Source organism: Streptomyces sp. NPDC049585 (assembly GCF_040675615.1).
Lineage (GTDB): Bacteria > Actinomycetota > Actinomycetes > Streptomycetales > Streptomycetaceae > Streptomyces > Streptomyces luteosporeus.
Window position 1 is genome coordinate 1 of sequence record NZ_JBFAPE010000018.1, and the last position, 16851, is coordinate 16851.

The 16851-nt window shown below is 70.4% G+C and carries 14 protein-coding genes; 13 read left to right on the forward strand and 1 reads right to left on the reverse strand.

Annotated elements, in window-relative coordinates:
- Positions 1-414 (forward strand): malic enzyme-like NAD(P)-binding protein (locus AB0K17_RS19245; protein ID WP_365983630.1); only part of this gene is annotated, 414 nt, incomplete at its 5' end.
- A gap of 286 nt (positions 415-700) precedes the next feature.
- The gene (locus AB0K17_RS19250; RefSeq protein ID WP_190128934.1) at positions 701-982 is read left to right on the forward strand and encodes an HU family DNA-binding protein; all 282 of its coding nucleotides are present in this window, start codon (positions 701-703) and stop codon (positions 980-982) included.
- 290 nt (positions 983-1272) lie between these two features.
- Here the strand turns inward: AB0K17_RS19250 and murA are convergent, their stop codons facing one another.
- Complete coding sequence (gene murA / locus AB0K17_RS19255) at positions 1273-2625, reverse strand: UDP-N-acetylglucosamine 1-carboxyvinyltransferase (RefSeq protein ID WP_365969997.1); 1353 nt, start codon at positions 2623-2625, stop codon at positions 1273-1275.
- 385 nt (positions 2626-3010) lie between these two features.
- Here murA and AB0K17_RS19260 point away from each other — a divergent pair, with 385 nt between their 5' ends.
- The 11 genes from AB0K17_RS19260 (at position 3011) to AB0K17_RS19310 (ending at position 16791) form a co-directional block, all read left to right on the forward strand.
- The gene (locus AB0K17_RS19260) at positions 3011-3604 is read left to right on the forward strand and encodes a YqgE/AlgH family protein (protein WP_365969998.1); all 594 of its coding nucleotides are present in this window, start codon (positions 3011-3013) and stop codon (positions 3602-3604) included.
- A gap of 30 nt (positions 3605-3634) precedes the next feature.
- A complete protein-coding gene (locus AB0K17_RS19265) occupies positions 3635-3928 on the forward strand; it encodes a DUF3039 domain-containing protein (RefSeq protein WP_344434586.1) in 294 nt (97 codons plus the stop codon).
- Positions 3929-4051: 123 nt separating this feature from the next.
- Positions 4052-5689: a beta-N-acetylhexosaminidase gene (locus tag AB0K17_RS19270; protein ID WP_365969999.1), complete on the forward strand. Its 1638-nt coding sequence runs from the start codon at positions 4052-4054 to the stop codon at positions 5687-5689.
- Between the two features lie 341 nt (positions 5690-6030).
- Positions 6031-6945 carry an FAD binding domain-containing protein gene (locus tag AB0K17_RS19275; protein ID WP_365970000.1) on the forward strand — a complete coding sequence of 305 codons (915 nt, stop codon included), beginning with the start codon at positions 6031-6033 and terminating at the stop codon, positions 6943-6945.
- Positions 6942-8345: a (2Fe-2S)-binding protein gene (locus AB0K17_RS19280; RefSeq protein WP_365983631.1), complete on the forward strand. Its 1404-nt coding sequence runs from the start codon at positions 6942-6944 to the stop codon at positions 8343-8345. The genes AB0K17_RS19275 and AB0K17_RS19280 overlap by 4 nt, the downstream gene beginning before the upstream one ends.
- A 5-nt stretch (positions 8346-8350) precedes the next feature.
- Complete coding sequence (locus AB0K17_RS19285) at positions 8351-10720, forward strand: molybdopterin cofactor-binding domain-containing protein (protein ID WP_365983695.1); 2370 nt, start codon at positions 8351-8353, stop codon at positions 10718-10720.
- 105 nt (positions 10721-10825) lie between these two features.
- Positions 10826-11257, forward strand: coding sequence for a hypothetical protein (locus AB0K17_RS19290; protein ID WP_365983632.1), 432 nt, complete (start codon positions 10826-10828; stop codon positions 11255-11257).
- Between the two features lie 1590 nt (positions 11258-12847).
- Positions 12848-14011 carry a type VII secretion-associated serine protease mycosin gene (gene mycP / locus AB0K17_RS19295; protein WP_365983633.1) on the forward strand — a complete coding sequence of 388 codons (1164 nt, stop codon included), beginning with the start codon at positions 12848-12850 and terminating at the stop codon, positions 14009-14011.
- 66 nt (positions 14012-14077) lie between these two features.
- Positions 14078-14455 (forward strand): hypothetical protein, encoded by a 378-nt coding sequence (locus tag AB0K17_RS19300; protein ID WP_365983634.1) that lies wholly within the window; start codon positions 14078-14080, stop codon positions 14453-14455.
- 9 nt (positions 14456-14464) lie between these two features.
- Positions 14465-16231, forward strand: coding sequence for an alpha/beta hydrolase (locus AB0K17_RS19305; RefSeq protein ID WP_365983635.1), 1767 nt, complete (start codon positions 14465-14467; stop codon positions 16229-16231).
- Between the two features lie 8 nt (positions 16232-16239).
- The gene (locus AB0K17_RS19310) at positions 16240-16791 is read left to right on the forward strand and encodes a hypothetical protein (protein ID WP_365983636.1); all 552 of its coding nucleotides are present in this window, start codon (positions 16240-16242) and stop codon (positions 16789-16791) included.
- Positions 16792-16851: the final 60 nt, after the last annotated feature.

Consider the following 16851-nt stretch of genomic DNA (forward strand, 5'->3'; position numbering starts at 1 on the left):
ATCGGCGTCTCCGCCCCCAACGTCCTCGACGGCGACGACGTCGCCGCCATGGCCGACGGCGCCATCGTCTTCGCGCTGGCCAACCCCGACCCCGAAGTCGACCCCGCCATCGCCCGCAAGAGCGCCGCCGTCGTCGCCACCGGCCGCTCCGACTTCCCCAACCAGATCAACAACGTCCTGGTCTTCCCCGGCGTCTTCCGCGGCCTGCTCGACGCCCAGTCCCGCACCGTGAACACCGACATGATGCTCGCCGCCGCCCGCGCACTCGCCGACGTCGTCGCCGGCGAGGAACTCAACGCCAACTACATCATCCCCAGTGTCTTCAACGACAAGGTGGCCGGGGCGGTCGCGGGCGCGGTCCGGGAAGCCGCCAAGGCGGCCGGGGCGGCTGTGACGGCCACCACGACGATCTGAGCACGGCGCGTCGAGTGGCGCGACGCCACTTGGCCCCCCATAAGGTGTCGGGCAGACATCCGGCTGCAGAAATGCGGCTGCATCCGAGGCTGTGGCGCTGGCCGTGGCGCTTTCCGTGTGACTCTCCAGGGTGCCGGATTGGCTTTCCCGCCACTGGTGGGGGCAGGATGCGTAACCGGGCGCGAGGGTCTGGCAAACGGACCCGGGTCCGGGGACTGTCCGAGGGCCCTGGCAGCATCGGCTTCGATCTCACGCCTCATTGGCAAGAAGAACACGGGAGTACAACATGAACCGCAGTGAGCTGGTGGCCGCAGTGGCCGACCGCGCCGAGGTGACCCGCAAGGACGCCGACGCCGTTCTGGCTGCTTTCGCCGAGACCGTCGGCGAGATCGTCGCGAAGGGCGACGAGAAGGTCACCATCCCCGGCTTCCTGACCTTCGAGCGCACGCACCGTGCCGCTCGGACCGCGCGCAACCCGCAGACGGGCGAGCCGATCCAGATCGCTGCCGGTTACAGCGTGAAGGTCTCCGCGGGCTCCAAGCTCAAGGAAGCCGCGAAGGGCAAGTAAACCTTCAGCAGGAAGGGCGGCCACCCCACCGGGGTGGCCGCCCTTTCGGCGTAAACGGCCCGTGAACGGCCCGTGAACCCCCTAACGCGCCGTCAGGGTGCCTCGGGAGCCCACGGAACCCGCCGACGCCGTGGCGCCCCGTCAGGCGCCGCGCCCGCAAACGTAGCCGCGCCCGCAAACGTAGCCGTGCCCGCGAACGTAGCCGTGCCCGCGAACGTAGCCGCGCCCGTAAACGTAAAGGGCGGGCTGCGCATGCAGCCCGCCCTTTACGTTCGCTCCGGTCGCCCGGCTCAGCCCTGTGCGGCAGCGTCCGCGCCGCCGGGCAGCTCCACGTTGGCCCCGAGGTCCCGCAGCTTCTGCATGAAGTTCTCGTAGCCGCGGTTGATGAGGTCGATGCCGTGCACCCGCGACGTCCCCTGCGCCGCCAGCGCAGCGATCAGGTACGAGAAGCCGCCGCGCAGGTCGGGGATGACCAGGTCGGCGCCCTGCAGCTTCGTCGGGCCGGAGACGACCGCCGAGTGCAGGAAGTTGCGCTGGCCGAAGCGGCAGGCCGAGCCGCCCAGGCACTCGCGGTACAGCTGGATGTGCGCGCCCATCTGGTTCAGCGCCGACGTGAAGCCCAGGCGGGACTCGTAGACCGTCTCGTGGACGATCGACAGGCCGCTGGCCTGGGTCAGGGCGACGACCAGCGGCTGCTGCCAGTCGGTCTGGAAGCCGGGGTGGACGTCCGTCTCCAGCGCTATGGCCTTGAGCGAGCCGCCCGGGTGCCAGAAGCGGATGCCGTCGTCGTCGATCTCGAAGGCGCCGCCGACCTTGCGGTAGGTGTTGAGGAAGGTCATCATCTCGCGCTGGCTGGCGCCGCGGACGTAGATGTTGCCCTCGGTGGCCAGGGCGGCCGAGGCCCAGGAGGCGGACTCCAGGCGGTCGGGCAGGGCGCGGTGGTTGTAGCCGCCGAGCGTGTCGACACCGGTGATGCGGATGGTGCGGTCGGTGTCCATGGCGATGATCGCGCCCATCTTCTGCAGCACGCAGATGAGGTCCTCGATCTCCGGTTCGACCGCCGCGTTGGACAGCTCGGTGACGCCCTCGGCGAGCACGGCCGTCAGCAGCACCTGCTCGGTCGCGCCGACCGACGGGTACGGCAGGCGGATCTTGCAGCCGCGCAGTCGCTGCGGGGCCTCCAGGTACTGGCCGCCCTCGCGCTTCTCGATGGTCGCGCCGAACTGGCGCAGCACCTCGAAGTGGAAGTCGATCGGCCGGCCGCCGATGTCGCAGCCGCCCAGGCCGGGGATGAAGGCGTGGCCGAGGCGGTGCAGCAGCGGGCCGCAGAAGAGGATCGGGATGCGCGAGGAGCCGGCGTGCGCGTCGATGTCCGCGACGTTGGCGCTCTCCACGTAGGTCGGGTCCATGACCAGCTCGCCGGGCTCGTCGCCCGGGCGGACGGTCACGCCGTGCAGCTGCAGCAGGCCGCGCACCACGCGCACGTCGCGGATGTCGGGGACGTTGCGCAGCCGGGACGGCCCGGTGCCGAGCAGGGCGGCGACCATGGCCTTGGGCACGAGGTTCTTGGCGCCGCGGACGCGGATCTCTCCCTCGAGCGGGGTACCGCCGTGGACAAGCAGGACATCGTCAGGGCCGGTCATGGATCTCGCGTTCCTGGAGTTGGGCAAGGGGCAAGAAGAAAGGGTAATGCGACCACGGGGCCCTTCTGCCGCCCCGCAGGGGGTGCGGGAACGTCATGGGTTTGTCACAACACGCTCCGCTAATGGAACGGTCGCTACCGGTTATCGCACCGCCGCCGCGGCTGCGCCGCTACGGGCGGTATGACCCCTTACGGGCGCTGCGTGCACTCGCAAGACGCTCCTGGGCTCTTCCGGGTTCCCCGGTTCCAACGCCGGCATTGCGGCCCCCGCGGCCCGCCGCGGTGCCCCGGAGCGCTGTACGGCTGCTCTCGTACGCCCCCGCCCGCCCCTGCCGGGCGGGCCACCGCACTCCCCACAGCGGCCCGAAATGCGGGATCATGTCGCCATGACCGAGGTGTCCTCGCTCACAGGGCGACTGCTCGTGGCGACGCCGGCCCTGGCCGACCCGAACTTCGACCGGGCCGTGGTCCTGCTGCTCGACCACGACGCGGAGGGCTCCCTGGGCGTGATCCTCAACCGGCCGACCCCCATCGGCGTCGGCGACATCCTCCAGCCCTGGGCGGCGCTCGCGGGGGAGCCGGGCGTCGTCTTCCAGGGCGGTCCGGTCTCGCTGGACTCGGCCCTCGGCGTGGCCGTGGTGCCGGGCGAGGCCCACGGGGAGGGCGCCGGGGCCGGCGCCGCGCCCGGGCCGCTGGGCTGGCGCCGGGTGCACGGGGCGATCGGCCTGGTCGACCTGGAGGCCCCGCCGGAGCTGCTGGCCAGGGAGGTGGGCTCGCTGCGGATCTTCGCGGGCTACTCGGGCTGGGGCCCGGGCCAGCTGGAGGAGGAGCTGGTCGAGGGCGCCTGGTACGTGGTGGAGTCCGAGCCCGGCGACGTCTCCTCGCCCGACCCGCAGCGGCTGTGGCGGGCCGTGCTGCGCCGCCAGCGCAACGAACTGGCGATGGTCGCCACCTATCCGGACGACCCGAGCCTCAACTGACCCGGCTCCGCCCCAGTACCCTTGGAGACCATGAGCACTCTCGAGCCCGAGCGCGGAGCAGGTACCGGCACCCTCGTAGAGCCGACACCGCAGGTGTCGCACGGCGACGGCGACCACGAGCGCTTCGCCCACTACGTCCAGAAGGACAAGATCATGGAGAGCGCGCTCTCCGGCTCCCCGGTCGTCGCCCTGTGCGGCAAGGTCTGGGTGCCCGGGCGCGACCCCAAGAAGTACCCGGTCTGCCCGATGTGCAAGGAGATCTTCGACGGCATGGGCGCCGGCGGCGACGACAAGGGTGGCAAGGGCGGCAAGGGCGACAAGTAGCCCCCTCCCCGGCCCGCCTCGGCTCTGCCACGGCTCCCGGGACGCACCTGCAGGTGCGTCCCGGGAGCCGTGCGCGCACCAGGGGCGTGCATACGACGGCCTCCGGCTGTCGATGATCGGAGCATGACCGATGCCGACGCCCACCCGCTGATCCCCGCGCCCCGCCGCTTCCGGCACGTCCGGGAGGCGGGCGGTCACGAGCTCGACGAGGACACCCGCATCGAGGCCCGCCCGGGCACCGAGCGCGTGGCGCGCTGGCTGCGCGCCACCGTCGGCGCCGCCACCGGGCTGCCCCTCGCGCCGGGCACCGGCGGCATCGTGCTGCGGATCCTGCCCGAGCTCGGCGCGGAGCACGGCGACGAGGCGTACCGCGTCGTCGTCGACGACCACGTCGTCGAGATCGCCGGCGCGAGCGAAGCCGGAGTCTTCTGGGGTGCGCAGACCTTCCGCCAGCTGCTCGGGCCCGAGGCGTTCCGCCGGGCGCCGGTCACCCGCCGCACCGAGTGGGAGCTTGCGCCCGTCGTCGTCGAGGACGCACCCCGCTTCGCCTGGCGCGGCGTCCTGCTCGACGTCGCGCGGCACTTCATGCCCAAGGACGGCGTGCTGCGCTACGTCGACCTGCTGGCCGCCCACAAGCTCAACGTCCTGCACCTGCACCTGACGGACGACCAGGGCTGGCGCCTGCAGATCGACGCCCACCCCCGGCTGACCGAGGTCGGCGCCTGGCGGGCGCGGACGAAGGTGGGGCACCGCGCCTCACCGCTGTGGGACGAGCGGCCGCACGGCGGTCACTACACCAAGGACGACATGCGCGAGATCGTCGCCTACGCCGCCGAGCGGCACGTCACGGTCGTTCCCGAGATCGACCTGCCGGGCCACTCGCAGGCCGCGATCGCCGCCTACCCCGAGCTGGGCAACACCGACGTCGTCGACACCGCAGCCCTCGGGGTCTGGGACACCTGGGGCGTCAACCCCAACGTGCTTGCGCCCACCGACCGCGTCCTCGCCTCCTACGAGGACGTCCTGACGGAGGTGCTCGACCTGTTCCCCTCGCCGTTCGTGCACATCGGCGGCGACGAGTGCCCCAAGGACCAGTGGCGGGCCTCGCCGGCCGCACAGGCGCGGATGGCGGCGGAGGGCCTGACGGACGAGGCGGAGCTGCAGAGCTGGTTCATCCGCCACTTCGACCGCTGGCTCGCCCGGCGCGGCCGCCGCCTCGTCGGCTGGGACGAGATCCTCGAAGGCGGCCTGGCCGACGGTGCGGTTGTCTCGTCCTGGCGCGGGTACGCCGGCGGGGTCGCCGCCGCCCGGGCCGGGCACGACGTCGTCATGTGCCCCGAGCAGCACGTCTACCTCGACCACCGGCAGGCTCCCGGCCCCGACGAGCCGGTGCCCATCGGCTACGTGCGCACCCTGGAGGACGTCCACCGGTTCGAGCCCGTACCGCCCGGCCTGACCGGCGAGGAGGCGCGCCGGGTGCTGGGGGCGCAGGCCAACCTGTGGACCGAGGTGATGGAGAACCAGCAGCGCGTCGACTACCAGGCGTTCCCCCGCCTGGCCGCCTTCGCGGAGACCGTCTGGTCCGTGCTGCCCGCGCCCGCGGAGCGCGACTTCGCCGGGTTCGAACGCCGCATGGCCGCCCACTTTCCCCGCCTCGACGCCCTCGGCGTCGACTACCGGCCACCCGCCGGCCCCCGCCCCTGGCAGCGCCGGCCCGGCGTGCTCGGACGCCCGATCGAGGGCGCGCCCCCGATCGTGTGAGCCCGGAGGGAAGCTGACGAACCGTACGGCGGCTCCTGGCACGGTGGTCCTTCGCACACCACCGTAAGTCGCACAAGGGTTCCGAAGCATGGCATTAGGCGGGCAAACGGCCCTACCGTGACCAAATCGGCCATCCGGCCCGGGGTGGAGCCGGTCGTCACATACGGACCTTTTGTGTAAGTGGGTGCGTTCCGGTGGTTCGTGGACCCTCACGACGACGGACCCGGAAGATGTGCCACAGTTTCCACGTCCGGGCCGACAGCACGTACCGTACGGCGAGACCTGGCGGAACAGTCGGAACCACCGGGACCACCGGGACCACCGGGGAAGGGGCAGCTGGGTTGACCACGCACGCACCACAGGCGGCGCACACCGTGACGTTGCCGGGCTCGCTCGACGAAGCCGTGGCAGCGCTGGCCGCCATGCCCACGGCCGTGCCCGTCGCCGGGGGCACCGACCTGATGGCCGCCGTCAACGCCGGCCTGCTGCGCCCCGCCGGCCTCGTCGGCCTCGGCCGCATCAACGAGATCCGCGGCTGGCAGTACCAGGACGGCGCCGCCCTGCTCGGTGCCGGACTTACCCATGCCCGCATGGGACGGCCCGACTTCGCCGCCCTCATGCCCGCCCTCGCCGCCGCCGCCCGCACCGCCGGACCACCCCAGATCCGCAACGCCGGCACCCTCGGCGGCAACATCGCCTCCGCCGCCCCGACCGGCGACTGCCTGCCCGTCCTCGCCGCCCTGGAGGCCTCCCTCGTCATCGCCGGCCCCGGCGGCACCCGCCGGGAGGTTCCCGTCGGCCGCCTCCTGGCCGGCCTCGACATGCTCCGCCCCGGCGAGCTGATCGGCTACGTCCGCGTGCCCCTGCTGCACGCCCCACAGACCTTCCTCAAGGCCACCGGCCGCACCGGCCCCGGCCGCGCCACGGCCTCCGTGGCCGTCGTCCTCGACCCGGCGCGGCGCAGCGTGCGCTGCGCGGTCGGCGCCGTGGCGGCCATGCCGCTGCGCCCGTTCGACGCCGAGCGCTGGGTGTCCTCGATCGTCGACTGGGACGGCGAACGCGCCCTCGCGCCCGACGTCCTGGCCGCCTTCGGCGAGTACGTCGCCACCGCCTGCATCCCCGATCCGACACCCGCGCCGGACGCCCTGACCGACCATGGGGCGGCCGCGCCCGGTACCCTGCCGCCGGCCGTGCTGCACCTGCGTCGTACGGTGGCGACCCTGGCCCGCCGAGCACTGGGGAGGGCACTCGCGTGAGTGACGAACAGCAGCACCACACCGCCGCGCCCGGCGCGGGCACCTGGCAGCCCATCCCGCAGGGCGCCGGCCTCGACGCCGAGGGCACCACCTTCGTACAGCTCCCGCCGGAGCTGCTCGCCCACCCGGGCCCCGACGCCACCGGCTCCTGGGACCCGCTCACCGCGCCCGGCACGGGCTACACCCCGCCGCCGGCCGACACCGGTCACTGGCAGACGGCGTACGAGCCCGCCGCCGCTCCCGTTGCTCCCGCTCCGGCCGTTCCTGCCGCTCCTGCCGCGGAGGGTCTCGACGACACGCAGCAGTGGGCCATGCCGTTCGCCACCGGCGACGAGCCCGCGCACGTCCACGACGCGCACGGCGCGGGGGAGTGGACGGTGCCGGCCGCCGGGGACGACTCCGTGGAGGAGTCCGGCGAGTACGCGCTGCGCGACGCGGCAGGCCCCCGCACGCCGGCGCACGACGCCGACACCGTCACCGGTGCGGGCGATCACGGCCTGCAGGAGTGGACGCCCGATCCGGTCGGGAGCACGGCCGTCGACGTGGCGGAACGGGTGGCGGAACCGGCGGAGGAGCCGGTGGAGGAGCCGGTTGCTCCCGCGGCCACCGCGGAAGGGGACGCGGCCGCAGCCGACCACGCCGAGGCCCCTGCCGAGCCGGTGGACGCCACCGACTACGCCGCCACCGACTACGTAGCCGACTACACCGCCACCGATTACACGGCCACGGACTACGCCGCCGCCGACTACGCCGAGCCCGAACCGGCCGCCGAGGCGCACCCCCACAACGAACACCCCTGCGCCTCCTACGTCCTGCGCGTCAACGGCACCGACCGGCCCGTGACCGGCGCCTGGATCGGCGAGTCGCTGCTGTACGTGCTGCGCGAGCGTCTCGGCCTCGCCGGCGCCAAGGACGGCTGCTCGCAGGGCGAGTGCGGGGCATGCTCCGTCCAGGTCGACGGCCGCCTCGTGGCCTCCTGCCTCGTGCCCGCCGCGACCACCGCCGGCTCGGAGGTCCGCACCGTCGAGGGCCTGGCCGAGCACGGCCGGCCCTCCGACGTGCAGCGCGCCCTCATCGACTGCGGCGCGGTCCAGTGCGGCTTCTGCGTACCGGGCATGGCCATGACCGTGCACGACCTGCTGGAGGGCAACCACGCCCCCAGCGACCTGGAGACCCGCCAGGCCCTGTGCGGCAACCTGTGCCGTTGCTCCGGCTACCAGGGCGTGCTCGCGGCCGTCCGCCAGGTCGCCGAGGAGCGTGCCGAGGCGGCCGCGGCCCTGGCCGAGGCCCAGGAACAGCAGGAGGGCGGCCAGGGCGACGGCACGGCCCGTATCCCGCACCAGGCGGCCCCGTACGGCGACGACGGCACCGGCAGCGGCTTCGGAAAGGCGACGGCATGACGGCAATGGGCGGCACGTCAGGCATGGGCGGGGCGGGTGGAGCTGCGGGCACGCCGGGCCTGGACGACCCCGGGTCCGTCGCCACGGCCTTCGCCCTGCCCGTCACCACCCCCCCGCCGCCCCGGCTGCGCGGCATCGGCGTCTCCCTGCCGGCGACCGACGCCCCCGCCAAGACGCAGGGCACCTTCCCCTACGCCGCCGACCTGTGGGCCGAGGGCCTGCTGTGGGCTGCCGTCCTGCGCTCCCCGCACCCCCACGCCCGCATCATCTCGATCGACACCTCCGCCGCCGCCGCGATGCCGGGCGTACGCGCCGTGGTCACCCACGCCGACGTGCCCGGCCGGGGCCCGCACGGCCACCGCACCGCCGACCGGCCCGTGTTCGCCTCCGACGTCGTGCGCCACCACGGTGAGCCCCTCGCCGCCGTGGCCGCCGACCACCCCGACACCGCCCGCCTCGCCGCGGCGGCCATCGCCGTCGAGTACGAGCTGCTGGAACCGGTCACCGACCCCGAGCAGGCCTTCGCCGCCGAACCCCTGCACCCCGACGGCAATCTCGTCCGCCACATCCCGCTGAGCTTCGGCGACCCCGAGGTCGTCGGCGAGGTGATCGTCGAGGGGCTGTACCGCATCGGGCGCCAGGACCCCGCGCCCATCGGCGCCGAGGCCGCCCTCGCCGTACCGCGCCCCGACGGCGGCGTCGAGATCTACACCGCCTCCACCGACCCGCACGCCGACCGCGACCTCGTCGCCGCCCACCTTGGCCTGGAGCCCGAGCGCGTCAAGGTCGTCGTCACCGGCGTCCCCGGCGCCATGGGCGACCGCGAGGACCCCGGCACCCAGCTCGCCCTCGGCCTGCTCGCCCTGCGCACCGGCCACCCGGTCAAGCTGGTCGCCACCCGCGAGGAGTCCTTCCTCAGCCACCCCCACCGGCACCCCACCCTGCTGCGCTACCGCCACCACGCCGACGCCGAGGGCCGGCTGCTGAAGGTCGAGGCGCAGATCCTCATGGACTCCGGCGCCTACGCCGACTCCTCCTCCGAGGCCCTCGCCGCCGCCGTCGCCTTCGCCTGCGGCCCGTACGTCGTCCCCAACGCCTTCGTCGAGGGCTGGGCCGTCCGCACCAACAACCCGCCCTCCGGCCACGTGCGCGGCGAGGGCGCCCTGCAGGTGTGCGCCGCCTACGAGGGCCAGATGGACAAGCTCGCGGCCCAGCTCGGCCTCGACCCCGCCGAAGTGCGCATGCGCAACGTCATGGCCACCGGCGACCTGCTGCCCACCGGCCAGACCGTCACCTGCCCGGCCCCCGTCGCCGAACTCCTGCGCGCCGTACGCGACTACCCGCTCCCGCCGCTCCCCGTGGACGACCCCTCCGGCACCGAGGACCACTGGCTGCTGCCCGGTGGCCCCGACGGCGCCGGCGAACCGGGCGCGGTACGGCGCGGCGTCGGCTACGGCGTGGGCATGGTCCACATGCTCGGCGCCGAGGGCGCCGACGAGGTCTCCACCGCCACCGTCAAGGTCACCGGCTCGGTGGCCACGGTCATCTGCGCCGCCGTCGAGACCGGACAGGGCTTCACCACCCTCGCCCGGCAGATCGTGCAGGACGTCCTCGGCATCGACGAGGTCCACGTCGCCCCCGTCGACACCGACCAGCCCCCCTCCGGCCCCGCCGGCCACAGCCGCCACACCTGGGTCTCCGGCGGCGCCGTCGAACGTGCCGCACGCATGGTGCGCACCCAGCTCCTGCAGCCGCTGGCCCACCAGTTCGGCATGTCGACCGAGCTGCTGACCATCGCCGACGGCAAGATCACCTCGTACGACGGCGTGCTCAGCACCAGCGTCGACGAGGCCCTGGCCGGCAAAGAACTCTGGGCCACCGCCCAGTGCCGCCCCCACCCCACCGAACCGCTCGACGCCACCGGCCAGGGCGACGCCTTCGTGGGCATGGCCTTCTGCGCGGTACGCGCCGTCGTCGACGTCGACGTCGAACTCGGCACCGTACGCGTGGTGGAGATGGCCGTCGCCCAGGACGTCGGCCGCATCCTCAACCCCGCCCAGGCCCGGGCCCGCATCGAAGCGGCCGTGACCCAGGGCATCGGCGCGGCCCTCACCGAGAACCTCCGCACCTCCGCCGGCCACGTCCGCCGCCCCGACCTCACCTCCTACGCCCTGCCGACGTCACTGGACACCCCCGACATCCACGTGGTGAAGCTCGTCGAGGAACGCGACGTGGTCGCCCCCTTCGGCGCCAAGGCCATCAGCGCGGTCCCGGTCGTCACCTCCCCGGCGGCGGTCGCATCGGCGGTCCGGGCGGCCACCGGCCGCCCGATCAACCGCCTGCCGATCCGCCCGCAAACGGCGACGGTCAACTGAAGCAACTGCGGTAACTGAGTACGCGTACTCAGGAAGCGTGTCAGTGCCTCTTAGTAGCCTGTCCGGGCCGTAGGAGTCACGGACACAAGGGGACGGGGAACAGGCGTGGGTGCGGGGTCGGGCTCGGCATCGAGACTGCAGGCGGAACTGGATTCCCTCAAAACCTTCAAGGGCCAGGTGGACGACCTCCTCACCACCCTCCACGAAGGCGAAGCCGCCCCCGCCCGCATCACCGACGCCCGCCTGGGCGCCGGCCACCTGGGCGTGAACTTCACCGAGGCCAACGGCCTGTACGGCGCCTACAACGAGGTCCACACCCAACTGGAAACCCTCGCCCAACTCCTATCCGACCAGATCGAAGCCCTGAGCACGGCGGTCCAGGGCGCCCGGGTCGGCTACGAGAACGTCGACGCAGACCTCCGCGACCGCATGTGGGCCATCCAGCACCGCACCGAACAGCTCTACAGCCACACCCTGGACCCGAACGCCACCCCGACACCCCCCGCCAAGGGCGGCAGCGACGAAGGAGCCATCTGATGACGACTCCGGCCGGCCCTCCCGTGACGCCTCTGGTCAATCAGCCGGTGAGCGGCCTGTTCACGACGTCGGACTTCGAGTCCAAGACGCACGAGGAACTGCGCGCGATGGTGGCGAACGCGGACCCGGGACAGGCCAGTGCCCTGAGCGGCAAGCTGCGGGATGCGGCAAAGGACATCACCAAAATCGGCGAAAAACTCAAGGAGCACATGGCCGGCGTCCACTGGGAAGGAGAGGGCGGCGACGCCTTCCGCACCTGGGGCACCAACATGGCCAACTCGACCTTGCGCCTCGGCGACTTCGCCAGGACGGCGAGCACGTGGATGGGCCACGCGGCATCGACCCTGAGCGATGTCCGGCGCGCAATGCCGGAGGTTTCCCCCACCGACAAGACAACGCTGGCCTCCTACCACCAGAACCACCCCGACCAGATCGGCTCCGTCCCCCAGTCCGTACTGACCGAACAACCCACCGGCCTCCAGCCCCAGGGCCCCACCCAGCAACAGGCCTACGCTGCCCAACAACGCCTGGAAAAGGACCGCCTGGAAGCAGCCCGCCTGATGCGCCAGCTGGCGGAGTCGTACTCGTGGTCGGCCCACAACATCCAGACGGCGCCGCGGCCTACGTTTGCACCGATGGGTGATGCCCTTCTTGGCGCGCCTAAAGAGAAGGTGGAGTACCTTCCCGCTCCTGGAGCTGCGACGCCACCGGAGTTCGCTGGCAGTGGCCGCGGTCAAGTGCGCCAAGGGACGGCCGGCCAAAGATCCTTGGGATTCACTCCAGCAACGGATGTCACCGGTTCCCAACCTCACGTGGCCGCCCACGCATTGTCCTCAGGACCCGATGAAGGGCCGGGCGTAATTCCCTCACATACGAGGGTTGATGGGGGCTCGACTAGCCCACACGCACCGATGCACCCATCCGCGGCGGAGGTGCCTTCGCGTGTCAGTACCCCGGCTGCTGCCTCTGATGTGCCTCCTGCCGTACATGTTCCTCCAGTGCCTACCTTTGAAGCGCCAGGCCTGGGTATCAGGCCGGTGCCTGGCCCTGGTCAGCGTGCGGCCAGTCCAGCTGTATCGGGACGTGGTCGTGGTGGTCAGGTTCAAGAAATCGGGCCGGCACGGCCAGGCGATGGAATCATCGGTGGTCGGCCGATGCCCAAGGGCCCGAACGCGCGACCGCTCCCGACAAGTGAAGGCACGGTGACTGGCCTGCAGCCCGGACAGTCCCGCGGGTCGGTTGGGCAACCAGCTGGATACGCACCGGGGCAGGGTGCTTTGCCAGGTGTGGGTGCAGGACGCATGGGAGGTGGTACAGCTCCTGGACGACGGTTGGCGACTGAACCCGGTGGAGTCGTCGGCGGTCGCGTCCGGTCACGCGCATCGACCGGGGAGCGAACCTTTACACCGGGCGGCGCTGGTTTGGTACGGAACGCAGGCGAGGCAAGCCGTGATCAGTCACGCTCCACTAAGAGGCAGCGCCCCGATTACCTGGTCGAGGACGAGGAGACGTGGGCCCACAGCAACCGTCGTGTCGTCCCGCCTGTCATCGACTGATCGCGCAAACGAAGCAGAAGGTACCCATTCAGGCATGGCGAACATCCGGTGGAGAAGCGTGGCATGCGCAGGGGCTGCGTTGCTGTCAATTCCCTTCCTCGGGGAACCAGCTCACGCGGACACCATTCGCTCTCAGCAGTGGTACCTGGATTCCATGCGCGCCGACGAGATGTGGAAGATCAGCACTGGGGCAGGCGTGACGGTTGCTGTCGTCGATACGGGTGTAGAGCCGAGCCTCCCTGACCTGCAGGGACAGGTTCTTCCGGGTAGGGATTTCTCCGGCATCGAAGGAGATGACAGAGCTGACTACGACGGCCACGGCACAGGGATGGCTCTGCTGATTGCCGGCACAGGCAAGGGCGGCGGCGGCCAAGGGACTTTCGGTCTCGCGCCGGGTGCCAAGATCCTCCCTCTGAAGGTGGCTGGCCTCACGGCTCCCAGAACCCACTTGCTGCCGGGAACCACCATCAGTAATGCTGTTCGATACGCTGCAGATTCTGATGCCAAGATCATCAATATTTCCATGGGGGCCCCGTCCGCTAACTCCCCAGAGGAGAAGGCCATTGAGTACGCTCTTGCCAAGGGGAAGCTCGTTCTTGCTGCGGCAGGGAATGACGGAGATAAAGACTACAACGGCGTCGAATTCCCGGCTGGTTACCCTGGCGTGGTAGGTGTGGCTGCAGTGGGTCAGGACATCAAGGCTGCCAAATGGTCCCAGCCGGGGCCTCATGTGGATCTGGCTGCGCCAGGTGACAACATGGTGCACGCCTGCCTTGGAGGCACCGGACTCTGCCGAAGCCACGGCACCAGCGACGCCACCGCCCTCGCCTCCGCCTCCGCCGCCCTCGTCTGGTCCGCCCACCCCGACTGGACCGCCAACCAGGTCCTCCGCGTGCTCATCAACACCGCCGGCGGCCCCAAGAGCGGTGAGAAGCGCAGCGACAGCATCGGCTACGGCGTCGTCCGCCCTCGCGTCGCCCTGCAGAACCCCGGCGACCCGGGCCCCCCGGACGTGAGTCCGCTCCCGGAGCTCGCAGCCGCCAAGTCTGCCGCGCCCAAGGCCAGCCCGGCCGGCGCGCATGGCAGTGACGGTCTGCTGTCCCAGCGCAACGTCATCGCTGCCGGCGTCTGCATCGTTGTCGCAGCGGTCGCCGCGACGACCGTGCGGCTGGTCCGACGGCGTCGAGCTCTTCCCTGACCAACCTTCACCCTTATCCCTCACTCAGAGGCATTCATGACGCACGCCCCCATCGAGGAATCGCCCATGGAGTCGCGAATAACCCTCGCCTCCGCCGGTCCTGCCAGCGGAGGCAGCGGCACCCACAAGGCCAGTGTTCATCCCTGGACAGCCGCGGGTGGCGTCGCGGATGAGCTCCACGAGGGCATGGACACCGCGATCAGGGACCTGGGTCACGCCCATGACGGAATCAAGTCCGGTACTGCCGGCTTCGCGAGTGCGGCAGCCCTGACGGCCGTCCTGGCCACGTGGGAAACACGGCTGAGCGCTGTACGCGCCGAGTGCCAGTACCTCGGCGGTGCCCTGCGGAAGACGGGTGTCGGCTATGGCGAGAACGAAACAGCGGTGAAGGCGTCGTTCGAGTCGGTCAAGAGCAAGATCGACGAATACTCGAAGGGGCGCTGACCTGCTGTGGTGACCATCGATGAGCTGAAGAACCTGGATACCTCGAAGTTCACGAGGGCAGCTGAGAGCTGGAGCGCGGTCAGCAATCGGTCCAGTGCGGCGCGAGGCCGCGTGGACCACGACATGCTGGCCACGCTGGACGCGACGCAGCACGGGTTCGGGGCCGACGCAGCCAGGAGCCGGCTCGGCCGGCTCAGCAAGAACTACGAATACATCCACGCCGAGTGCGGCATGGTGCGTACCGTCCTCACAGGCGTGGCCGAGGAGTTGGCCGGCCCACAGCGCAAGCTGAAGCAGGCACTGGAAGATGCCGCCGCCCTGAAGTTCACCGTCAAGCTCGACGGCTCCGTGGAGTACCCCAAGAGTCCCTCCACCCCCGCGCCACTCGTCCCGTCCCCGGCCGCGCCCGGCGCCATGCCGTCCCTCCTCAAACCGGAGAGCACCCCGGACCCGAACCAGGCCAAGGCGCAGGAGATCGCCAACCGCATCGGAGAGGCCCTCAAGGAAGCAGCCGAGATCGACGCCCGCTACGCCAGGGTTCTGGCCAAGCTCACGGCTGACCCCGATCTGAACAAGACCGACGGATCCGACGTCGCGCGGGACTTCAGGGATCTCCGCGCCGCCGCAGGGAAGCACTTCTCGGATTCGGCGATCCCGAAGAACAAGTCGCCCAAAGAAAATGCCGCTTGGTGGAAGCGCCTGAGCCAGGCCGAGCGCGATGAGTACATGGCGCTCTACCCTGACCGTATCGGTGCGCTGGATGGGGTGCCCGCGGCCGTTCGGGACAATGCGAACCGTGGTTACCTTCCCATTCTCATGGGGCGGCTCGAAGAGCAGGACGATGACAAGTCCAGAACTCAGCTCGAGGGTTTGAAGGTGATTGACGAGAAACTGAAATCCGGATCCCGTCCGCCCATGTTCCTACTTGGTGTCAGTGATTCTGGGAATGGTCGCGCCATCGTTTCCTACGGAGATCCCGACGCAGCCAAGAATGTATCGGTTTATGTGCCGGGGCTGGGGACGAAGCTTGACAAAGATTTTGCCGACGGTGGCTTGGAGAGAGCCCAGCAGACCGCCCTCGAGGCGCAGAAGTTCGACCGCTCGAGCGCTTCCGTGGTTTGGCTCGGCTATGACGCTCCGCTCATGGGCGTGGATCAGGGGCTTGACAACCTGGACGTAGCCGACAAGGTGAAGGCGAAGAGGGGGGCTGTCGATTACGATCACTTCCTTGAGGCTGTTCACGTCACTAATCAGAACAAGGATCCGCATGTAACAGCGATCGGTCACTCCTACGGCTCTCTCACCGTCGGCATGTCCTCTCAGCGCCCCGGCGGCGTTCCGGCAGATGACGTCATTCTTTTGGGGAGCCCTGGTGCCGGGGTCAAAAAGGCGGCGGACCTCGGGGTCGGTGCCGACCACGTATTTGTTGGCGCAGCAGAGAACGACCCCGTGTCAAAGCTGCCGTCCAAGACGGATGCAGCCGCGAGCCTGGCCGGCGAGTTGATATTTGGGCCCGTGGGTGGAGTGGCTGCCCATGAGGTTGCAGGCTTGCTCGGGGAAGACGACGAGAACTGGTTCGGTACGGACCCCGCCAGTGAGGCCTTCGGCGCACGGCGATTCAAGGTTGCTGACGGCCCCCTTCCTCTTGTGGAAAAAGGTTTCATGCCGGCCCACTCCGGATATTTTGACCCTGAGAGGGATCCTGAATCTGCGCGGAACATCGGCCTCATAGTCTCGGGTCACTCGAACCAAATAACACCGGAGAAGCGTCGATGAGATCGCGTATGCCGGCGCTCGTGCTGGGTATCCTGATGTTGACCGGGTGCAGTCTCGTCAATCCTGGGAATGACGGAAAGAGGAGTGGTGAGATGAACATGCAGCAGGGCGCTGAACGGGCGGATGAGATACTCGACGCCACGTTTGCCGCCATCGTTCCCTCGGTTGAGTGGACGCACCGGGAGTCGACCCATGGCGGATGCGGTCGTTCGTCTCTTGGGTCGGTGACGCGGCGTCGCGCAGTTATGACGGTTATATCCGAGGGGAGGCGTGGAAGCTTCCTCGGGGTGGTCGAACGGCACTGGAAGAAGCAGGGGTTCAGCATCACCGGAACGGCTGCCGGTGGCGAGTACCCGGCCATCTTCGCCTCTACGCCCGACAAGTTCCGGATGAGTCTGGAGTTCGGAGCCAAGGGGCAGGCATTCTTCGACGTGGTCACGCCGTGTCTCGACCAGTCGGAAGTGCATCCCCCGAGGACTCCTGCGAATGGGTCGAACTACGCAGGGAGTGAAGTTCCGTACCCGGACAAGCATTCCGACTTCTGGTCTGCCACAGGCTGATGCGCCGTCTCCAGGACAAGTGGCGGGGCACCAGGTACCCCGACGGCGACGTCGTACCGC